General features: G+C 41.6%; 18 protein-coding genes. 11 read left to right on the forward strand and 7 right to left on the reverse strand.

Features of this window, described 5'->3' with window-relative positions:
* Positions 1-53 precede the first annotated feature (53 nt).
* The 4 genes from PBT90_RS13280 to PBT90_RS13295 all read left to right on the forward strand — a co-directional run bounded on the left by PBT90_RS13280 (position 54) and on the right by PBT90_RS13295 (position 5,428).
* Entirely contained in the window at positions 54-932 is an 879-nt protein-coding gene (locus tag PBT90_RS13280; protein ID WP_270129682.1) for an ABC transporter ATP-binding protein, read from the forward strand.
* Complete coding sequence (locus PBT90_RS13285; RefSeq protein ID WP_270129683.1) at positions 929-4,492, forward strand: M1 family aminopeptidase; 3,564 nt, start codon at positions 929-931, stop codon at positions 4,490-4,492. The genes PBT90_RS13280 and PBT90_RS13285 overlap by 4 nt, the downstream gene beginning before the upstream one ends.
* 95 nt (positions 4,493-4,587) lie before the next feature.
* On the forward strand, positions 4,588-5,088 hold the full coding sequence (locus PBT90_RS13290; RefSeq protein ID WP_270129684.1) for an N-acetylmuramoyl-L-alanine amidase-like domain-containing protein: 501 nt from the start codon (positions 4,588-4,590) through the stop codon (positions 5,086-5,088).
* Positions 5,081-5,428 (forward strand): N-acetylmuramoyl-L-alanine amidase-like domain-containing protein, encoded by a 348-nt coding sequence (locus PBT90_RS13295; protein ID WP_270129685.1) that lies wholly within the window; start codon positions 5,081-5,083, stop codon positions 5,426-5,428. Before PBT90_RS13290 ends, PBT90_RS13295 begins: the two co-directional genes overlap by 8 nt.
* A gap of 35 nt (positions 5,429-5,463) precedes the next feature.
* Here the strand turns inward: PBT90_RS13295 and PBT90_RS13300 are convergent, their stop codons facing one another.
* The gene (locus tag PBT90_RS13300; RefSeq protein WP_270129686.1) at positions 5,464-5,793 is read right to left on the reverse strand and encodes a MotA/TolQ/ExbB proton channel family protein; all 330 of its coding nucleotides are present in this window, start codon (positions 5,791-5,793) and stop codon (positions 5,464-5,466) included.
* Between the two features lie 148 nt (positions 5,794-5,941).
* On the opposite strand from PBT90_RS13300, the gene PBT90_RS13305 reads away from it, so the two are divergent.
* From PBT90_RS13305 to PBT90_RS13315, 3 genes are all read left to right on the forward strand, one after another.
* Positions 5,942-6,643, forward strand: a complete 702-nt coding sequence (locus tag PBT90_RS13305; RefSeq protein WP_270129687.1) for a LytR/AlgR family response regulator transcription factor — start codon at positions 5,942-5,944, stop codon at positions 6,641-6,643.
* Between the two features lie 124 nt (positions 6,644-6,767).
* Complete coding sequence (locus tag PBT90_RS13310) at positions 6,768-7,169, forward strand: hypothetical protein (RefSeq protein WP_270129688.1); 402 nt, start codon at positions 6,768-6,770, stop codon at positions 7,167-7,169.
* On the forward strand, positions 7,166-7,357 hold the full coding sequence (locus PBT90_RS13315) for a helix-turn-helix transcriptional regulator (RefSeq protein ID WP_270129689.1): 192 nt from the start codon (positions 7,166-7,168) through the stop codon (positions 7,355-7,357). Before PBT90_RS13310 ends, PBT90_RS13315 begins: the two co-directional genes overlap by 4 nt.
* 40 nt (positions 7,358-7,397) lie before the next feature.
* Here the strand turns inward: PBT90_RS13315 and PBT90_RS13320 are convergent, their stop codons facing one another.
* Positions 7,398-8,237, reverse strand: coding sequence for a cyclase family protein (locus PBT90_RS13320; protein ID WP_270129690.1), 840 nt, complete (start codon positions 8,235-8,237; stop codon positions 7,398-7,400).
* Positions 8,238-8,515: 278 nt separating this feature from the next.
* Between PBT90_RS13320 and PBT90_RS13325 the strand changes: the two genes are divergently transcribed.
* A complete protein-coding gene (locus tag PBT90_RS13325; RefSeq protein WP_270129691.1) occupies positions 8,516-9,859 on the forward strand; it encodes an ammonium transporter in 1,344 nt (447 codons plus the stop codon).
* An 87-nt stretch (positions 9,860-9,946) separates the two neighbouring features.
* On the opposite strand, the gene PBT90_RS13330 is transcribed toward PBT90_RS13325, so the two are convergent.
* Positions 9,947-10,393 (reverse strand): hypothetical protein, encoded by a 447-nt coding sequence (locus tag PBT90_RS13330; RefSeq protein ID WP_270129692.1) that lies wholly within the window; start codon positions 10,391-10,393, stop codon positions 9,947-9,949.
* 166 nt (positions 10,394-10,559) lie between these two features.
* On the reverse strand, positions 10,560-10,952 hold the full coding sequence (locus PBT90_RS13335; RefSeq protein ID WP_270129693.1) for a DUF1398 domain-containing protein: 393 nt from the start codon (positions 10,950-10,952) through the stop codon (positions 10,560-10,562).
* 402 nt (positions 10,953-11,354) lie between these two features.
* Between PBT90_RS13335 and PBT90_RS13340 the strand changes: the two genes are divergently transcribed.
* Positions 11,355-11,987 (forward strand): ABC transporter ATP-binding protein, encoded by a 633-nt coding sequence (locus tag PBT90_RS13340; protein ID WP_270129694.1) that lies wholly within the window; start codon positions 11,355-11,357, stop codon positions 11,985-11,987.
* Complete coding sequence (locus PBT90_RS13345; RefSeq protein WP_270129695.1) at positions 11,980-13,041, forward strand: hypothetical protein; 1,062 nt, start codon at positions 11,980-11,982, stop codon at positions 13,039-13,041. The genes PBT90_RS13340 and PBT90_RS13345 overlap by 8 nt, the downstream gene beginning before the upstream one ends.
* A 2-nt stretch (positions 13,042-13,043) precedes the next feature.
* Here PBT90_RS13345 and PBT90_RS13350 read toward each other — a convergent pair whose 3' ends face one another.
* Together PBT90_RS13350 and PBT90_RS13355 are read right to left on the reverse strand one after the other, a co-directional pair.
* Complete coding sequence (locus tag PBT90_RS13350) at positions 13,044-14,450, reverse strand: sugar porter family MFS transporter (protein ID WP_270129696.1); 1,407 nt, start codon at positions 14,448-14,450, stop codon at positions 13,044-13,046.
* A gap of 472 nt (positions 14,451-14,922) precedes the next feature.
* Positions 14,923-16,554, reverse strand: coding sequence for an ABC-F family ATP-binding cassette domain-containing protein (locus PBT90_RS13355; RefSeq protein WP_270129697.1), 1,632 nt, complete (start codon positions 16,552-16,554; stop codon positions 14,923-14,925).
* 137 nt (positions 16,555-16,691) lie between these two features.
* On the opposite strand from PBT90_RS13355, the gene PBT90_RS13360 reads away from it, so the two are divergent.
* Entirely contained in the window at positions 16,692-17,132 is a 441-nt protein-coding gene (locus PBT90_RS13360) for a hypothetical protein (RefSeq protein ID WP_270129698.1), read from the forward strand.
* A gap of 139 nt (positions 17,133-17,271) precedes the next feature.
* On the opposite strand, the gene sucD is transcribed toward PBT90_RS13360, so the two are convergent.
* Positions 17,272-18,153 carry a succinate--CoA ligase subunit alpha gene (sucD, locus tag PBT90_RS13365; protein WP_270129699.1) on the reverse strand — a complete coding sequence of 294 codons (882 nt, stop codon included), beginning with the start codon at positions 18,151-18,153 and terminating at the stop codon, positions 17,272-17,274.
* Between the last annotated feature and the right edge of the window lie 141 nt (positions 18,154-18,294).

Below are 18,294 nucleotides of genomic sequence, written 5' to 3' on the forward strand. Positions count from 1 at the left end.
TTAGACCAAGCCATGCGGATTTTTAAGATTTACCGGAGTAAAAAACACAGGCCATGAACCAACTTGAAATTCGCAATCTCAGCAAAACTTACCCAAATGGTGTAAAAGCATTAAATGATATTTCCATCACGATCCAAAATGGAATGTTTGGACTTTTGGGCCCCAATGGAGCAGGAAAATCAAGTTTGATGAGAACCCTTGCCATGCTCCAGGAGGCTGGGTCAGGGGAGATACTTTTTAACGGCCAGGAGGTGCAAAAAAAGCCAGAGCAAATCCGGTCTGTATTAGGCTATTTACCTCAAGAGTTTGGCGTCTATCCCAAAGTCTCTGCCTTGGATTTATTGGATCATATCGCTGTCCTCAAAGGGATCACGGATGCTGCACAGCGCAAAGAGCAGGTGCATTATCTTTTGCAACAAACCAATCTCTACGAACATAGAAAAAAGGCGGTACACTCCTATTCAGGAGGGATGAGACAACGCTTTGGAATCGCTCAGGCGCTTCTCGGTGAACCCAAATTGATTATCGTAGACGAGCCTACAGCCGGCTTGGATCCTGAAGAAAGAAATCGATTCCTGAACCTTCTGAGTGAAATCGGAGAAAATATCATTGTCATTCTTTCTACCCACTTGGTGGATGATGTCTTTGAGCTTTGCTCCCAAATGGCAATCATGAATCGAGGGCAAATTTTGGTTCAGGGAAATCCTGCTGCTCTCACCTCCAGTCTGGACGGAAAAATCTGGGCTAAAAAAGTCAGCAAAGCAGAATTGCTTCATTTCAAAGAAAAACTTCAGGTGATCTCTTCTAAGCTGATCGCTGGAGAAACCTTGATTCATGTTCAGGCAGAGGACTTGCCTGATGTCGGTTTCGAGCAAATCAGCCCAAGTCTAGAAGATTTCTATTTCTCAACCTTGACTTCCTCCCAGAAATGAATACTTCCCGATTTCCCTCACTTCTGTTATTCGAATTGAAATACCAGCTTAAAACCAAAGCGGTCTATCTTTTTTCATTGATCTATTTTGGGTTTTCCTACTTGATGGGAACCCAAGGCGCAGTTCCGGCCGGAGTCAATTTCAATTCAGAATATGTGCTGTTTTTTAAAATGGGGCTACTGAGTTTAGGAGCAGTTTTTTCCATTATGTTTTTTGTGATTACGGCCATCCAAAGAGATCACAAGCATGGGATGGAATCACTGATTTACTCCACCTCGCTCAGCAAATCTGAATTTTTCCTGAGCCGTTTTGCTGGCGCTTGGATCGTCTCAATCCTAGTCATTCTGATGGCAATTCCAGGGTTTTATTGCGGACTTTTCCTTTCCGAATTGGACCCAAACCGGATTACACCTCTTCAATGGAATGATACAGTTGCAGTGGCTTGGATGCTGTTGATTCCTTCTGTTAGCATTTGCACAGTCCTGCTATTCTCCGTTTGCCTGCTCACCAAAAACTCCTTGGCCACCTATTCCGTGGCGGTTTTAATCTATGCTTTGTATTTCATATCTGCCATTTTTCTGAACTCTCCGCTCTTGGCAAATGCAGCTCCGGTTTCCAGTGAAAGCTTATTTCCTGCGGCACTGGCAGATCCTTTTGGGTTGTCTGCTTTCTTCGAGCAAACCAATCTTTGGACCCCATTTCAAAAAAACCAAGAGCAGGTTTCCTTCATCAGTTTACTGGGATTGAATAGGCTGATCTGGCTTGGGTTTAGCGGATTGATTATGGCTGTTAGCTATCGCAAATTCTCTTTTAGAATTTCCCATAAAAAACTACCTAAAAGTGATGATTCTATAGAATTCGAAAATTCGAAGCAAGCCTATTTTACCCAACCCAAAAGGATCAAAACATCAATCCATAATTACTTCCCAATCCTATCTTCCCTGATCCGAATGGATCTGAAATTTATTCTTCAAAGCATTCCTTTTTGGGCAGTGTTGGGAACTTGGGTGGTACTGGCTATCACCGAAATTTATACTAAAATCTACTCAGGCGGAGCTTATGATGAAAACTACTTTCCAGCCAGCCAATTGCTATTGGAGCAAGTGCAGCAACCTTTGTACTTGTTTGGAATCTTGCTGTTGGTGTTTTTCTCCGGTGAACTGGTCTGGAGAGTGAAGAACGGGAAATTCCATGAAATCATAGGGGCCACTCCTACCCCAAACGCCTATTTTTTCCTTTCAAAATTGGGAGCGCTTTCGCTTCTTTTGATGCTTTTGATCGGGATTACCATGGCTATTTCCTTCAGTTTCCAGTTGGTCGAAGGCTATCTCAGTATGGACAGCTTCGCAATTTTCAGCATGTTGCTCTTCCCGGGAATCCCCCTGCTCTTTTATACTTGCTTATTTCTCCTGATTCAGAATTTCAGTAGAAACAATTACCTGGGAATGGGGTTTTCGGTCATTGCCTTTGCTTTATTTACCGGACCTCTGGGAACAGCAATTGGCTTAAATCATACCCTTTGGAAAATGGGTGATCTACCTCCTCTAAGCTACAGCCAGCAAGCGGGATGGGAAATGAACAGTGCAGGTTTTTGGATTTTGGCCTTGCTATGGTCTGTGCTGGCATTGTCGGCATTGCTGCTTTCGGCCAAGCATTGGAAAGGTGGATTAAATAGGATCAAAGTAGCGCCAGCCTGGGATAAACCCACATTCCTAGGGCTAGGAGCTTTCTTGGGATTTATCGCTTTATCGGGTTTCTGTGCGTATCAGATCAACTTCATCGAAGGATATCAAAGCAGAAATCAGCTACTGGATCAGCAGGAAGCCTATGAGCTAACATACAAGCAATTTGAGAATGATCCGGAGTTGACTTACTCTTCCCTACAATTGAAAGTGGACCTTTTCCCTTCCAATGGGACCTATCAGGCTCTGGTGAAAGGAAAATTGAAGAATAATTCTGAGGAAGCTATTGATAAAATGCTTCTCACAGAGAAAGAACTTTTAGAAAACCTCTGGATAGCGCAAGCTTCTAAATTGACTAAAAATGAGTACCTGAAGGTCTACGAAATAGAATTTGAAAACCCTATTTCTCCAAATCAGGAAATAGAATTCTCTTTTGAGGTAAAAACCAAGTCTGAGTTATTCCATAATAATCCAGGCGTTATTCAAGATGGTTCTTACCTCAATTTCAGGGATTTCGCCCCTTATTTTGGCTATTCGGAAGGAAGGGAAATCAGGGATAATCAGGAAAGAAAAAAGCGGGATCTCCCACTCAAGCCTGATAGCTTTTCAACTCAGGATCACCCCGAGATGCTGGAGGTCAACCTAATGAAAGTGGATTTCGAAGCTGAGATCAGTACCGAATCAGGACAAACAGCGTTAACCTCTGGTGATTTAGTTGCGAAAAAAACGGAAGGAAACAGGGAGTTATTCTTTTTCAAAAGCCCTGAGAAAATTATGCCTGCAATCGCCATTTTCTCTGGCATTTATCAGAAGGAGATCCTAATCTCAGATTCCGTACAACTCGAGGTTTATTCCCATCCAGCGCATCAGTTTGCTTCCAAGAAAACTTTGGAAGTGATGGACCAAAGTCTCCGAATTTTAACAGAAACCTTTGGTCCTTACCCTTTCAAAAAACTCTCCATTTTGGAGATTCCTTCCTACTGGGGATTTGGCGGATTTGCCCATCCGGGGATGATCAGTATGGTGGAAGACAACTATTTTCTGGTAAAGCCCAACCCTAAAAATCAGTTTGACCTTCAATCCAAAAGGGTAATTCACGAGGTTGCGCATCAATGGTTCGGACATTTGCTGGCGCCTAGAAATCTTCCTGGCGCATCCTTTTTTGTAGAGGGTCTGGCAAAGTACTCGGAGGCTTTGGTTTTGGAGAAAACGGTAGGAAAACAAGCGTTTTGGAACATAACTGATAATGCCAATCGGAACTATTTTTCAGGGAGAGCATTTGCCACGGAGACTGAACCTGCACTCAGCGAAATGAGGGGCCAAAACTATTTAGCTTATGGGAAAAGTGTCTTGAGTTTATTGGCAATGGAGGACTTAATCGGATCAAAAAAACTGAACTCCGTAATCCGAAAGATGGTCGATAAAAGTCGAGAAAATAGTATTCCAAGCATCGCCTTTCAGGATTTCCTCAAGGAATTAGATGCCAATTGCAAGGCTTCCGAAATGAGGTTAATCCGGGATTGGCTGGAAAAAGTAATCCACTACGACATCAAAATCGAGTCTTTACAATCCAGCGAATTTGACAATGGAAATTTCGAGATTAGAGTGGCTTATGCTGCAAAAAAACTCGAAACGCTAAGTGATGGATCTATCCGGGAAATAGAATTGAATGAGCCGATAAGAATTGCTCTTTTTGAGAATCACCCAAATAAAAACATCATGGAGAAAGAGATTATTTCATCAGAGATATTTACCCTAGAAAGTGGCAAAAACGAGCTGATCTTACATTCTAGAGTAAAGCCAAAATGGATAGGAATCGATCCTTGGGGAACCAGACCAGATCAGGATAGAAGGGATAATTTCATCAGGCTAGATTGAACTGTATACTGTAATTTTCAGCATTCAATTCCTCTTCAAGGAATGGTATGATCTTGGCAAATCAATTATCTTCAAGCTGCAATTGGATCTAATCTATGTACAGAATATTCTTCATTCTCCTACTATTTCTCCCTTTCATCTCCTCAGCCCAAACCGTTTGCACCCTAGAAAGCCGTGAAAAACTGGAAGGTTTTTTGGCCAAACTAGAGGAAAGCGATTTTTCCGTCAAATCCCCAAATGAATTGAATATAGAAATTGGACAGTGGTTTCTGGCGACTCCTTATGTGGAAAAAACGCTGGAATTACCGGGCACAGAAAAGCTGGTTATCAATACCACTGGTGTTGATTGCACCACGTTTTTGGAAACGGTGGTTACGCTCAGTAGAATTGCCAAATCCGGAACAGTTTCCTTTGAGGACTTTGAGAAAGAACTGGAAAACCTGCGATACCGAGCAGGAAAAAATCAGGGATATTCCTCCCGTCTTCATTATTTCTCCGATTGGATCTTTGAAAATGAAGCAAAGGAAATTATCACTGATGTCACCCAGGAAATAGGTGGCTCTCCTTATGCCAATGCTCCTACTTTTTATGTCTGAAAACCCACAATTTTACAGGCAACTAAGCGAAACTGAGAATCTGGACGCAATCAAAGAGGCGGAAACCAAAATTGCCAAACGAGGATATTTCTACATCCCAAAAGCGGAAATTCAGTCCCTAGAGAAAAATATCCAATCCGGCGACCTGATCGCAATTACGACCTCCATGACTAATCTGGACATCGTCCACACGGGCTTCGCTATTGAGAAAAACGGAAGAATCCATTTGCTACATGCCAGTTCGAAGAGTATGGAAGTGGAGATTTCCGAAAAGCCGCTAAGCGACTACCTGGCTGGAAACAAATCTCAGTCAGGGATTATGGTGGCTAGGCTAAAGTAAGCCTCGGTTCATTTTTTTGAACCGAGGTGATTTAGTTATGGAGTAGTATTCAAAATCCCCCTTTTATTTATTAATCTTCCCAAAAGGGAAACGATAAAGATTATTACTCCATAAATCATGGAAATCATACTTATTTTAAGTCCACCGACAATCATTGCCTGCTCCACATTACCCCCCATTGATTCTATCCCTTCAAAAACCCCATAAAGCCCTACGACTTGGCCCAAAATACCCACAGTCAGGGCCAATAATCCTATTTCCTTAGTCCATTTTGGAAATTTATATACTGATAACAGTACCGTCAATAAAAGGATAGTCAGAATACTCATATAAACTGGCCCTCCCGCGTTAAATAAATGTATCATAATTTTGTGTTTTGGTTTGACACAAATTTACCTGAGATAGAGTTCGTAAGGTAAGTCAAAAACAGCTGTTGAATAGTAAAAACCCCAGTTTAGGGCATTCGCGATTTGCCGAAAAGGTTATTAAAGCTGTTTTTACGTATTTTCGAATATGCTTAATCAAATAATACGCAAGGCCATTTTCTGGTTAGCGACGGCTATTTTACTTAGCTTTCTGGTGAAAGATGCTTTCTCCAATATTAGTGGAAGTTGGCTAGCAGGCACCTTACTTTTATTACCAACTGGCACGCTTCTTTTTGGGATAAAATGGTCCCTAAAATTCAACTCATTCAAGCGTATTGTCCGACTATTGCTGAGTGGTATTCTTTCACTCAACTTAGCGTATTTGGTTATTGCATTTGTTTATTGGTACTTCCTGAATTTTAACCCAAACTTTTTTGAAAAATCAATCATTAATCCAATCCTATTGTGGGTGATTATGGGCTTTTTTGTTGGGCTTCATTTTTTCCTTTTTCATAGAAGTCAGCAACAGGAAGATGTGGAAGAGAAAACTATTAGTTTCTATAGCGAAAGAAAAATTACCTCTGTCCCAATTAAAGATATCTTGATGATAGAGAGCTTGTCGGATCATACCACGGTTCGACTTTCAAATGGCCAAACATTGAAAAACAGCATTAAAATTAGCGAATGGGAGAATAAGCTTCCTAAATTCTTAAGAATTCACCGGTCTTTTCTGATCAATCCAACCTTTGCTATCTACAAAGGCAATGAGATTGAAATGGATGGAAAACAGCTTGTTCCAATATCACGAAAATTTAAAGAAATCACTCGACGCCATTTTTTAGAATCCTAATTTAATGTATACCAAAGCCCTATCGCCTTTTAGAATTTCCATCTTGCATTAAAATAAATGTAAACAAAACTTGACTTTTGTAAAGTGTTATTTACATTTGTAAAGTCAACTTTACAAAAACAAAATGGAAACAATGAAATTGGAACGCAACAAAAGATTAAAGAAACTGGCACTTTGGACCTGGACTTGGGTAGCCACCTTGGCTATTGCCACATTTGGCCCCATGTTCATTTGGGATGATAACTCCTTACTAACCTACTTTGCTATCATAGTTAATCTATCCAATGGCATATTGATGATCCTAGCCAACAGAGATCTTTTCAATCATTTTGATGAACTCGAAAAGAAAATTCACCTGGAAAGCATGGCAATTTCCCTCGGTCTAGGACTAGTTTTCGGCCTTACTTTTTCACTTCTCGACCAATTGGATATAATCCCATTTGATGCTGATATAAGCTTTCTGGTTATGTTTATTGCTATCACATATATGATAACCTTGTTCATAAATAAAAGACGTTTCAAATGAAAAACCGTGTCAGGGATTTTCGCACAGCAAAAGGGCTGACTCAGGAAGATTTGGCAGAAATCATCGGAGTTTCTAGGCAAACGATCAATGCCATAGAAAAAGAAAAATTTGATCCGAGTTTACCCACAGCTTTTAAAATGTCAAAGCTTTTTGAAAAACCTATTGAAGAGATTTTTCAATTTGATTGATTCGGGACAGACAAGGTCTGAGAAGTTCATGGATTCTAGATTATTCCATCACAGCTGCCACAATCCTCAATGGACCTCCACTTCCCCCTTTGATTTTCATGGGTAATGCAACCACATAAATCCCAGTTGCAGGGAGCTGATCCAAATTGGCTACATTTTCGAAGCCGGGAATCTGATTTTCCATCAAGCGCTGATGTGCCGCAAAGTCTTTGGATTGTCCATAATCCAAGCTTGGTGTATCCAAGCCCACTGCTTTTATATTTCGGGACTTTGCCAGCCACTCAGCAGTTTCCGGTTGAATTCCAGGAAAATGAAGCTCAGGAATAGCATCAGCACCGGTTTTGGCTGTTCCAAAATAGGCTTCCCGATCAGGATAAAACTTGCCATACCCAGTGTGAAACAGTACCATCGCCTGCTCCGGGATTTTTCCATGCTTAGCTTCCCAATCCAAAACCGCCACAGAATCTATCAGGTAATCCCGATCAGCCAGGGCTTTCGCACTCACATCTATCACTACTGCTTCCCCGGTCAACTTAGCTAGCGGAAGCTCATCCACCGTTTCTCCCTTTTCATAAAAATGAATGGGTGCATCCAAATGCGTACCTCCATGCTCGGGAGTTAAAATGGTGTAGGAAGAATAGTAATAGCCCAGATCCGTCACGCCTTCTGCATCCACTCTGTGCTGAAATCCATCCGGATTATTTGGCCAGTACAAAGTGGTGGAATCAAATGCATAACTCAGGTCTATCCATTCCAGCTCATGAAAAGAAACTTTCGGTGCTTCTACCTCAGATTTCTGCTGTTTACAAGAGAAAAGAGCTACCAGAGCTATAAATAGCTGTAGGATCACTAGAGTTTTGGTGATTTTAAAAAGCTTCATCTTCCTAATTATTTTGTTACTAGTAAGTTATAAACAGATTTGAGTAAAAGTACATTTCCTTACACTATTCACACCTAAAAGTACTACCAAAAATCAACCCCGCATTTCTCAAAAGGCAGCGCGAATGACACCATACCCGCGCTAAAAACCTGTTTCAGAAGAGCTTAGAGACCGCCTCAAAACCTTAATTTTAATCATAAAATTAAGAATTACTGATTTTTTATTCTGAATTTTCTTTCAAACACAGAATAAAAAATTTAATCCATTATTTTTGCAACATGGAAAAAAGTGGAATGAAATTTAAGTGGAAAGTTGCTTTCCTGATTACGATTGCGGCACCGGTTATCGGACTTTTTTGGAAACATGCCCAACCAGTTCTTGATAATTTCGGAACAGAAGAGGATTTGGTTTTTGCGGATATCGCCTGGTTGCTGACCGCCTCTTGTCTGGTACTTTTGATGACCCCTGGTCTCTCCCTCTTCTACGGAGGCATGGTCAACAAAAAAAACCTGATTTCCACCATGCTACAGAGTTTCATTTCTTTGGGGGTGATCACTATGCTTTGGGTGGTGGTAGGTTTTAGCTTGTCTTTCGGAGATCCAATTGGAATCACCATAGATGGGGTGAAATACGGAATTATTGGCAATCCCTTTCAATACTTGTTTTTCGATCAGGTGGCCGAACTTCCGCACAAAGCCCTGGGAAGCACTATTCCATTTATCCTATTTGCCTTATTCCAGATGAAATTTGCCGTGATCACTCCGGCGATCATCACAGGTTCATTTGCTGAGCGGGTGAGATTTATTGGATATCTTTTCTTTATCGGGATCTTCTCCATTTTTGTCTATGCCCCACTTTGCCATATGGTTTGGCATCCCAATGGGCTGATCGGTTCCTATTTTGGAGTACTTGATTTCGCTGGAGGTACAGTGGTGCACATCAGTGCGGGTATGGCTTCACTAGCCGGTGCCTTGTTTTTGGGCAAGAGAAACAAGCCTAATCATGAGCCATCTAATATCACTTATGTACTTCTGGGAACCGGCATGCTTTGGTTTGGCTGGTTTGGATTCAATGCAGGATCTTCTTTTGGAGCCAATGGGACAGCCGCATTAGCCTTTGCGACTACCACGATCAGCTCAGCTACAGCGATGATGACTTGGGTGCTTTTTGATAGAATCCAGGGGAGAAAAATCTCAGCTTTGCAGGCTTGTATCGGGGCCGTAGTTGGTTTGGTAGTGATCACACCAGCCGCGGGTTACATTACCGTTCCTGAAAGTTTCTTCTTCGGAGGAATTGGTGCGGTAGTTTCCAATTTGGCTATGAATGCCAAGTTTTTGAAGAGAATAGATGATACGTTGGATGTCTTTGCCTGCCATGGAATCGGGGGAATTATGGGAATGATCCTAACGGCAATTTTTGCTGGCAAGGAAGGCTCTAGTTTACTTCATGGGGGCTTTGGTGTCTTTGCATCCCATATGTTAGTCCTGGTAGGTGTATGCCTTTTCTCTTTTGGCATGTCCTACGCGATATTCTTTGTTCTGAACAAATTTGTAACCCTTCGGGTACGTAAGGAATACGAAGAAATAGGACTGGATATGTCCCAGCACGGGGAATCTATCTAAAGAATCAACGAAAAATCTAAAATATCCCTTCAATAAATCAGCCGCTTTTGGAAACAAAAGCGGCTAATTTGTTAAGGACAGGAAGTATTACTTCACTATTTCCTTCTTCATGGCAAGCCCCAAAATTGGCCCCAATAGCACGGCTGGGACGATAGCAATGATTCCACTCCCTAACAAAACACCCCACGTAAGATCAGGAATAGCAGCCAATAGAGATCTAAAAACACAAGGAACTGACCAACAGATCAAAAGACTTTTGAAACCTACATAAGCCCCATTTTGCCCTTGATTTATAGCATTAAAAGCGAATGATCCAATGAAATACGCTATCGTAAGTGAGCAAAAGATTAACAGCCCAACCATAAAAATTTGCATCGGTTCAATTGCAAAGCCAATTGCTAACCCGCTACTGCTTTCTCCAATGGTTCCCACCATAATTAAGATCAGCAAGACGATTGCGATAATGGTCACAGTACCTGTAATCAGCAGATACTTTAAGAGTAGAAGTCTTGAATTATTATGAATCTTTTCCATTTCTCTAGTTTTTTTACTTTTCTTCGAACGAGCTCCAACGGTCTAATAAAACAATAGCGGATTTCAGAGCGATAATTCCCCCCACAACCTAAGTATATTAATTGCACAAACTTCCAGCTTTACAGTTCACCTGCTAATGCTTTTTAAAATGTTGGAAGTTAGGTTTTTATACAGAGGGAACATCTTCTATTACTACTTCATTTTCAGCCTTGTCATAATAGGTACAGGTCATTTTATCAAGATTTACAATCCATTTTTCAATTCCTGTTTCAGCGCAATGGTGACAAAATGTAAAATAATCCGTTTCTCCTTTTTGATGGATTTTTAAATAATGACTAAATAGTTTTTCATCACTGTGGGTTGCTATTCCTATTTCTTCATACTTCGGATTTGACTTTGTTTGAAAATCATTATTCCCAAAATACTTGGTATGGCTATCTGTAACCCATGTTTCAAATGAGGTTACGCCCATATTTTTAATCTCCTGAATATATGCTGGAAATTCTGCTCCCGACTTGACTTTAGTATGGGCCAATTCAATTTGTTCTACTGTAAACATCGTTCCTTTTGTTACTTTCTGTATTGTATAGTTTATGAGCTCCAAACCTTGTGTTTACTCAACTCCCACTTTCACTAGCGTTGATATCTCAAATCTCTAGATGTGTTCTTGGATTACTTAGATTAAAGTAATCATTTGACAGTTTAAGTTATATGATATCAGGAATTATAATTTTGGCAGTAAAAAAACAATCTCTTATTTCAGACCTGAATTGGTTAAAATTCCTAAACCTCCCTCACTAATTCCCAGAAATTCAGATATTGAACCCAGTACTTTTTGAAAAACGATTATGTATAACCCCCCCCTAAATGGATTAGAAATAATAACTCATGTCCAACTTCGGGAGAAGCAGGACAACCGCGACCTTTGCGCGACCTTTGTGTACTCTGTGGTTAAAACCCTATGCTAGAAATCCAGCACTTCAAAAAATCTTACCCTACAGGTTTCCAGTTGGAAATTGAATCTCTTCAATTGACTAAGGGCATACATCTGATCAAAGGTGAAAATGGTTCTGGCAAGTCAACTTTACTGAAAGCAATTGCCGGAATTCATGACTTTGAGGGTGAGATTATTTTGGATGGAGTTTCACTAAGAAGAGATCCTATCCCCTTTCGCAAGCTGGTCAACTACTCCGAGGCAGAACCTCTATTTCCTGACTTCCTAAGTTTGGATGAGTTGATTGCTTTTGTATCCAAAACCAAAGGAGCTGAAACAGCCCAAATTGAATCCTTAAAAGAGATCCTGGGTATTGGTGATTTTTCCAAAAATGCGATCACCACCTATTCCTCAGGAATGCTGAAAAAAGCAGGATTGATCTTAGCATTTCTGGGCAAACCTAGCTTGATCATTCTGGATGAACCTTACACCACCATCGATGTGGGTTCGCAGAAGCGACTTACCGAACTGGTAAAACGTGAACTAGAACAGGGAGTTAGTTTTCTACTCACCTCCCATATCGCAGACTTTGAAGAGTTTTTCGCCTACGATTCTGTGCTGACTATCGCCGATGGCAACCTGGTCCAAAGTCATGAATAAGCTGTTTTTCAAGACTTTTGTAGTCACTTTCTACCGGGCTTTTCTGGGCTTTTTCATTTTGCTCATCTTGGTTTTTGGGGTCTTTATGGAAATGAAGCAACACCTCCTGATTGCCGAGCGACTGCTTCAGAATTCTACAGGTTTTCATGCTATTCTTCTTATTTTCCTAGGTTATGCTTTCGCTCAAAAACGATTTCAGTTTCGACTTCTGAATCACAAGCATTTCAGAATGTTTCATCAACTCGGCTTTTTCACATGGTCCCAACTTGGCCGAAACTTCCTACCCGTTTGGCTGGCAAACCATTCCCTGATTTTAGCCTATTCGATTCTGCTGACTTATGTAGGAATTGGGATTCGCTCTGGAGGTAAGCTGTTAATTCTCTGGCTTTTTCTCATTGGGTTATTCTTAGCCGATATCACTCTCCTTTATTTCAAACTCAAGAAACCATTTCCCGAAAGCACACGAGTTAGATCTGCTATTTTCAAGAAGCTGAAATTCGAATTTTGGTTTTTGATGCATTTGAGGGAAAATAGAACCCTTTTGATTCTGGCTGTAAAAATCATCAGCATCTTCTTGCTGAATGGCTTCTTCTATTTCTATTCCGGTGGGGGTTATGATCTGAGATGGCTGGAATTTGGCTTGCTCTGTGCCGCCTATTGTCACTTTCCTATTTGGATGGAGAAAGCAGCTTTTGAAGCAGAGCAATTGAGTTATTTCCATAATATGCCGATAAGCTTCTCCAGAAAGCTGTGGCAACATTCGGTACCAATTCTAGGTATTCTTTTCCCCGAAATCGCCTTAATCATCTATAGGTTTGGATCATTCGAAAATCTCCCGGATCTCTTCTTTCTACTCATTCTTTTAATCTCACTGAACATGGGAATTTACGGTTTGGTCAAATGGAGAAACGTGCAGGAGAAAGCTTTAAAACTGGGGTATTTGGTCTTTTTCTTCCTATTTCTGCTCGTGATATTCGGGTTACCTCCGCTGGCTATTTCTGCGCTTTGTTTGATTCCTTTTTTGGTTTCGGTGAGGTCTAGGTATTCGGTTTGAGATTACCCCACCAATTCCTTTTCTATCTCTTCCAAGGACTTGCCCTTCGTCTCAGGCAGCACAAAGTAAATCACCAGAAACCCAAAAGCACAGATACCTCCATAGAGCCAGAAGTTATTTGCCCATCCTAGATTCTCACGGATAGCGGGAAAGAAATAGGTCAGGGTGAAGTTCCCAACCCAGTGCGCAAGCGCTCCTATGGAAATCGCTGCTCCCCGGATTCGAGTAGGAAAAATCTCCGAAAGCACCACCCAAAGCAGGGGTGCCAAGGTGAAGGAATAAAACACCACATTGGCCAATACAGCAAATACAACTGCATTTCCGCCGAGATCTATAAAGAAAAAGTAGCCAATCAGACCATACAAAATTGCCATCGCAGAAGTACCGATCAGCAGAAGTTTCTTTCTCCCAAATCTATCCACTGTAAAAATGGTGATAAACACCGACAGAACCATCACCCCACCAATCACCACTATATTCAGCATCATCTGCTTGAGATTATAACCAGCTGCCTGAAAAATATCCGCAGCGTAATAGATCACCACATTGATTCCGCTCCACTGCTGTAGAAAAGCTAGAAAAATACCTATTCCCAATAGCTTCATAATTCGCTTTTGAAACAATTCCTTCAGATTCACCTGCCCAAAATCACCTTCCTTCAAGGTTGTTTTTACCTCAGCAATAGAGTCCTCGGCATAGGCATTCCCTCCGATCTTTTGGAGAATGGTACGCGCCCGATCTTCCTCCTTATTCTTGATCAACCAAGGCACGGACTCAGGCACAAAAAACATCAACACAAAGAATAAAAGTGCCGGAAAAGCCTCGGCAGCAAACATCCATCTCCAGCCATTTTGCCCAGACCAACTCGCTGCAATCAGCTCGAAAGTGGCATCATCCGCCAATTGAGTATCCGCAAGGGAAATCTGCCAGTTGATCAACTGAGCCAGTAAAACTCCGATCATGATCAGCAGCTGATTGATGGTTACCATTTTGCCGCGTTTCTCGGGAGGTGAAAGTTCGGCAATATAAAGGGGCGAGAGGTTTAAAGCCACTCCCATCGCCACGCCACCGATAATTCTATAGCAGTTGAATTCCCAGAAAGTCCCTGCCAGAGCAGTTCCAATCGCAGATACGGAAAACAATAAACCGGCAGCAATGAGTAATCTTTTTCTTCCTAACTTATCCGAAATCAAGATGCAAATCCCCGCTCCTATCATACAGCCTACCAAAGCTGAACTAGTTCCCCAGCCCTGATCAGAAGCAGACCTCACATTAAAAAATGGTTCATAAAATGGTTTGGCTCCGCCAATCACCACCCAATCGTACCCAAACAGAAACCCTCCCAATGCCGCTGTGAGGCTGATCAGCCAAATGTAGATTTGATTGTAATGGTAAGTTTGTTTCGTCATATGAATTGCCAAGTAAAACCAAACCCATAAAATAGTAGAATGAAAAAACTCAGCTATCCTGTACTGTCACCCATAAAACAACACCCTAATTCCCCAAAACCTGTGCGGTACAAGCGCCTTCACTGTCCGAAATCAATACAAGGGTTAGCATAAAAATCCTTCAAACATGCCCTCAGGAGCGATTTTCAGGTTTGGCTCAGGAATTGATTTTTATCTTCAAAACACAATCAACTATGCTTAGCTTCCTTATTTGGTGCATACTTTTCGTCCTTTGCTGGCCATTGGCCATTATTGCCCTTGTCCTATACCCTATCGTATGGCTGTTACTGCTGCCCTTCAGGTTGCTGGGTTTTGCAGTAGACCTTTCCTTTTCCTTAATCAGGAATTTATTTATGCTTCCCTTTACCCTGGCGGGAAAGTAAAGACGGATTAGGGGCAGTGAGCTTTAGGTAATTGCGGGAATGTAATTTCTCTAGCGCTCTACTTCTTTCAGGTTTTCGATTTTCTTATTTCTCAAGAAACCATTGATATCCTCGAAGTGCTCTTTCACGCGCTTATTTCCAAATTCAAAAACTTTGGTCACCAGACCATCCAGGAAATCCCTATCATGAGAAACCACTATCAACGTCCCGTCAAAGGCCTTGAGTGCGTCTTTGATAATATCCTTGGTCTTCATGTCCAAATGGTTGGTAGGTTCATCGAGAATCAGCAGATTGACCGGTTCCAGTAGGAGTTTGATCATGGCCAGACGGGTTTTTTCTCCACCTGATAGTACTTTTACCTTCTTGTTGATATCATCCCCTTTGAACATAAATGCTCCCAAAATGTCCTTCACCTTGGTACGCATTTCACCTACGGCAATGTGATCTATGGTTTCAAATATGGTCAGGCTTTCATCCAGCAAGGAAGCTTGGTTTTGCGCAAAATACCCCACCATGGCATTGTGACCCAGTTCGCATTTCCCCTGAAAGTCTATCTCTCCCATGATGGCCTTGATCATGGTGGATTTACCTTCTCCATTTTTCCCCACAAAAGAAACCTTCTGACCTCGTTCTATAGTCATGGAGGCATTTTTGAATACCACATGATCATCATAACTTTTGCTCATATCTTCCACGATTACCGGATAATTTCCTGATCTAGGAGATGGCGGAAAACGCAGTTTCAATGCAGAGGTATCGACTTCATCCACTTCTATGATCTCCATCTTCTCAAGCATTTTCACCCGGGACTGCACTTGGAGTGTTTTGGAATAAGTCCCTTTAAAGCGATCGATAAATCCCTGAATGTCTGCAATCGTTGCTTGCTGCTCTTCATACTGCTTCTGCTGCTGCTCGCGTCTTTCCTTGCGAAGCTCTAGGTAATGGCTGTATTTTGCTTTGTAATCGTAAATGCGCCCCATGGCCACCTCTATGGTCCGGGTGGTAATATTGTCCACAAAAGCCCTATCGTGGGAAATTACCACCACTGCTTTGGCTTTATTCAAAAGAAAATCCTCCAGCCACTGAATGGATTCAATATCCAAATGGTTGGTAGGCTCATCCAGTAGGATCAAATCAGGCTTTTGCAAAAGGATTTTTGCCAACTCAATCCGCATTCTCCATCCTCCGGAAAACTCTGAGGTAGCTCTTGTCAAATCAGCTCTCTCGAACCCTAATCCAAGCAGGACTTTCTCAACTTCAGCCTCGTAATTCACTTCCTCTATGGCATAGAATTTCTCACTTAATTCCGAAACCTGCTCGATCAGCTTGTAATATTCCTCCGATTCGTAATCCGTTCTGGCAGTCAATTCCTCATTGATTCGATCGATTTCAGTTTTCATACTCAGGTAGCTTGCGAAAGCTTTGGAGGTCTCCTCCATCACTGTGCAATCATCTGAAGTGAGCAAATGCTGCGGAAGGTAAGCTACCACAAAGTCTTTGGGTGCAGACACAGCACCGGAGCTAGGGACAGTCTGACCAGCAATGATCTTTAAAAGTGTGGATTTCCCGGCACCGTTTTTCCCCATCAAGGCGATCTTGTCGGTTTCGTTGATGGCAAAGGAAACATTGCTAAAAAGGGTGGAACCGCTATGAATGACGGCTACATTATCTACTGAAATCATAAGTATGGGAATTGAAGCGGCAAAGGTAAGGTTTAGGATTTGAAATTTTTAATTGAAAATTTGAGATTAGGCAATTGTCAATTCAACTTTAATTTCATAGATTAACTAGTGATTTAAAATCTCATTACTTCATTTTTATGCTGAAACTCATCTATCCTATAGTTATACTTTTCAGTTTACTCAACATTGATCCAGAATACCTGCTGGGTTCTTGGAAAATTACTAAATCTCAAAGTTTAGAGAATCTAGTTTTGTCTAGTGGATATAAAAATTTGGATAAGGAGGGGCAAGAAAAGATACATCGGCTTAATCAAATTGTCTTGGATAGCGCATATTATAAATTTACTAAAGATTCTGTTTTTTGGTCAGATGTGAATCAGAGAGAAGAAAAGGTAGTTCACCTTAAAGGACGTTGGCTACTAAAGGGAGACACCCTTTATGTTTTTAAGACAGGGAAAATAGAACCTTATCCCTTTGTGATTGAGAAAAAATCTAATGATGAATTATCGATGAGATTTATTTTTCCAGATGGCCAAATTGCAAGAAGTAGAAGTTACTTTCAGAAAACATCCGATTGAATTTTTAACTTGATCTCAAGTGCTCCAGTCTTGATACTCAGGTCTTACATCTAGCTACTAAAAAAGAAAAAACCGCCCCGAACTTAATCGAAGCGGTTTTTTATCATCGGGTATCCGTCACCAAACACCCGACAATCATTTATGCTTTTACGCCCAAGGCCTTAGCCATGGTAGCTCCGATCTCAGCCGGAGAATCTACTACGTGAATTCCATTTTCTCTCATGATTCTCATTTTGGCAGCAGCAGTATCGTCAGCTCCACCTATGATCGCACCTGCATGGCCCATTCTACGTCCAGCTGGAGCAGTTTGTCCCGCGATGAAACCTACTACTGGCTTTTTATTTCCGGTTTCTTTGATCCACTTGGCAGCCTCTGCTTCGTAGTTTCCTCCGATCTCACCGATCATCACGATCGCGTCAGTCTCAGGATCATCCATTAGCAATTGTACAGCTTGCTTGGTAGAAGTTCCAATGATAGGATCACCACCGATACCGATGGCAGTAGACACGCCTAAGCCAGTTTTGGCTACCTGATCTGCAGCTTCGTAAGTCAAAGTTCCTGACTTGGATACTATACCGATTCTGCCGGATTTAAAAACAAAACCTGGCATGATGCCTACTTTTGCTTCACCTGGAGTGATTACACCCGGGCAGTTTGGACCGATCAAGGTTGCGTCTCTCTCAGTAATGTAAGGCTTAGCCTTCATCATATCTGCCACAGGAATCCCTTCTGTAATAGCGATGATCACTTTGATACCTGCATCTGCAGCTTCCATGATCGCATCAGCTGCGAAAGCCGGCGGTACGAAAATAATAGAAGTATCTGCACCAGTCTTTTGAACGGCTTCTTCTACAGAGTTGAAAACAGGTTTTTCCAAATGAGTTGAGCCTCCTTTTCCTGGCGTAACACCACCGACTACGTTAGTTCCGTACTCGATCATTTGCTGTGCGTGAAAAGAACCCTCTGACCCGGTGAACCCTTGTACGATCACCTTGGAATTTTTATTTACTAGTACACTCATGATGCGATTTCTAAAGTTTGGCACAAAAATAAAAGAATCAGCACGCTGACAAAAGAAAACCCGATTAATATCCTAGGAAAAAACATCTCTTCTTCCAATCCATCCCCTGATGCATGCAGAATGGATTTTTAATTCCTGAGC

The sequence above is a fragment of the Algoriphagus sp. TR-M9 genome, assembly GCF_027594545.1.
GTDB lineage: Bacteria > Bacteroidota > Bacteroidia > Cytophagales > Cyclobacteriaceae > Algoriphagus > Algoriphagus halophytocola.

What these genes read in the sequence shown, in the direction of transcription:
- PBT90_RS13305 (WP_270129687.1), top strand. Translation starts at nt 5,942, where the DNA reads ATGCTTAATCAAATAATACGCAAGGCCATTTTCTGGTTAGCGACGGCT.
- PBT90_RS13350 (WP_270129696.1), bottom strand. Translation starts at nt 14,450, where the DNA reads ATGACGAAACAAACTTACCATTACAATCAAATCTACATTTGGCTGATC.
- PBT90_RS13285 (WP_270129683.1), top strand. Translation starts at nt 929, where the DNA reads ATGAATACTTCCCGATTTCCCTCACTTCTGTTATTCGAATTGAAATAC.
- PBT90_RS13340 (WP_270129694.1), top strand. Translation starts at nt 11,355, where the DNA reads ATGCTAGAAATCCAGCACTTCAAAAAATCTTACCCTACAGGTTTCCAG.
- PBT90_RS13325 (WP_270129691.1), top strand. Translation starts at nt 8,516, where the DNA reads ATGGAAAAAAGTGGAATGAAATTTAAGTGGAAAGTTGCTTTCCTGATT.
- PBT90_RS13355 (WP_270129697.1), bottom strand. Translation starts at nt 16,554, where the DNA reads ATGATTTCAGTAGATAATGTAGCCGTCATTCATAGCGGTTCCACCCTT.
- PBT90_RS13320 (WP_270129690.1), bottom strand. Translation starts at nt 8,237, where the DNA reads ATGAAGCTTTTTAAAATCACCAAAACTCTAGTGATCCTACAGCTATTT.
- PBT90_RS13310 (WP_270129688.1), top strand. Translation starts at nt 6,768, where the DNA reads ATGGAAACAATGAAATTGGAACGCAACAAAAGATTAAAGAAACTGGCA.
- sucD (WP_270129699.1), bottom strand. Translation starts at nt 18,153, where the DNA reads ATGAGTGTACTAGTAAATAAAAATTCCAAGGTGATCGTACAAGGGTTC.
- PBT90_RS13280 (WP_270129682.1), top strand. Translation starts at nt 54, where the DNA reads ATGAACCAACTTGAAATTCGCAATCTCAGCAAAACTTACCCAAATGGT.
- PBT90_RS13330 (WP_270129692.1), bottom strand. Translation starts at nt 10,393, where the DNA reads ATGGAAAAGATTCATAATAATTCAAGACTTCTACTCTTAAAGTATCTG.
- PBT90_RS13315 (WP_270129689.1), top strand. Translation starts at nt 7,166, where the DNA reads ATGAAAAACCGTGTCAGGGATTTTCGCACAGCAAAAGGGCTGACTCAG.
- PBT90_RS13345 (WP_270129695.1), top strand. Translation starts at nt 11,980, where the DNA reads ATGAATAAGCTGTTTTTCAAGACTTTTGTAGTCACTTTCTACCGGGCT.
- PBT90_RS13335 (WP_270129693.1), bottom strand. Translation starts at nt 10,952, where the DNA reads ATGTTTACAGTAGAACAAATTGAATTGGCCCATACTAAAGTCAAGTCG.
- PBT90_RS13360 (WP_270129698.1), top strand. Translation starts at nt 16,692, where the DNA reads ATGCTGAAACTCATCTATCCTATAGTTATACTTTTCAGTTTACTCAAC.
- PBT90_RS13295 (WP_270129685.1), top strand. Translation starts at nt 5,081, where the DNA reads ATGTCTGAAAACCCACAATTTTACAGGCAACTAAGCGAAACTGAGAAT.
- PBT90_RS13290 (WP_270129684.1), top strand. Translation starts at nt 4,588, where the DNA reads ATGTACAGAATATTCTTCATTCTCCTACTATTTCTCCCTTTCATCTCC.
- PBT90_RS13300 (WP_270129686.1), bottom strand. Translation starts at nt 5,793, where the DNA reads ATGATACATTTATTTAACGCGGGAGGGCCAGTTTATATGAGTATTCTG.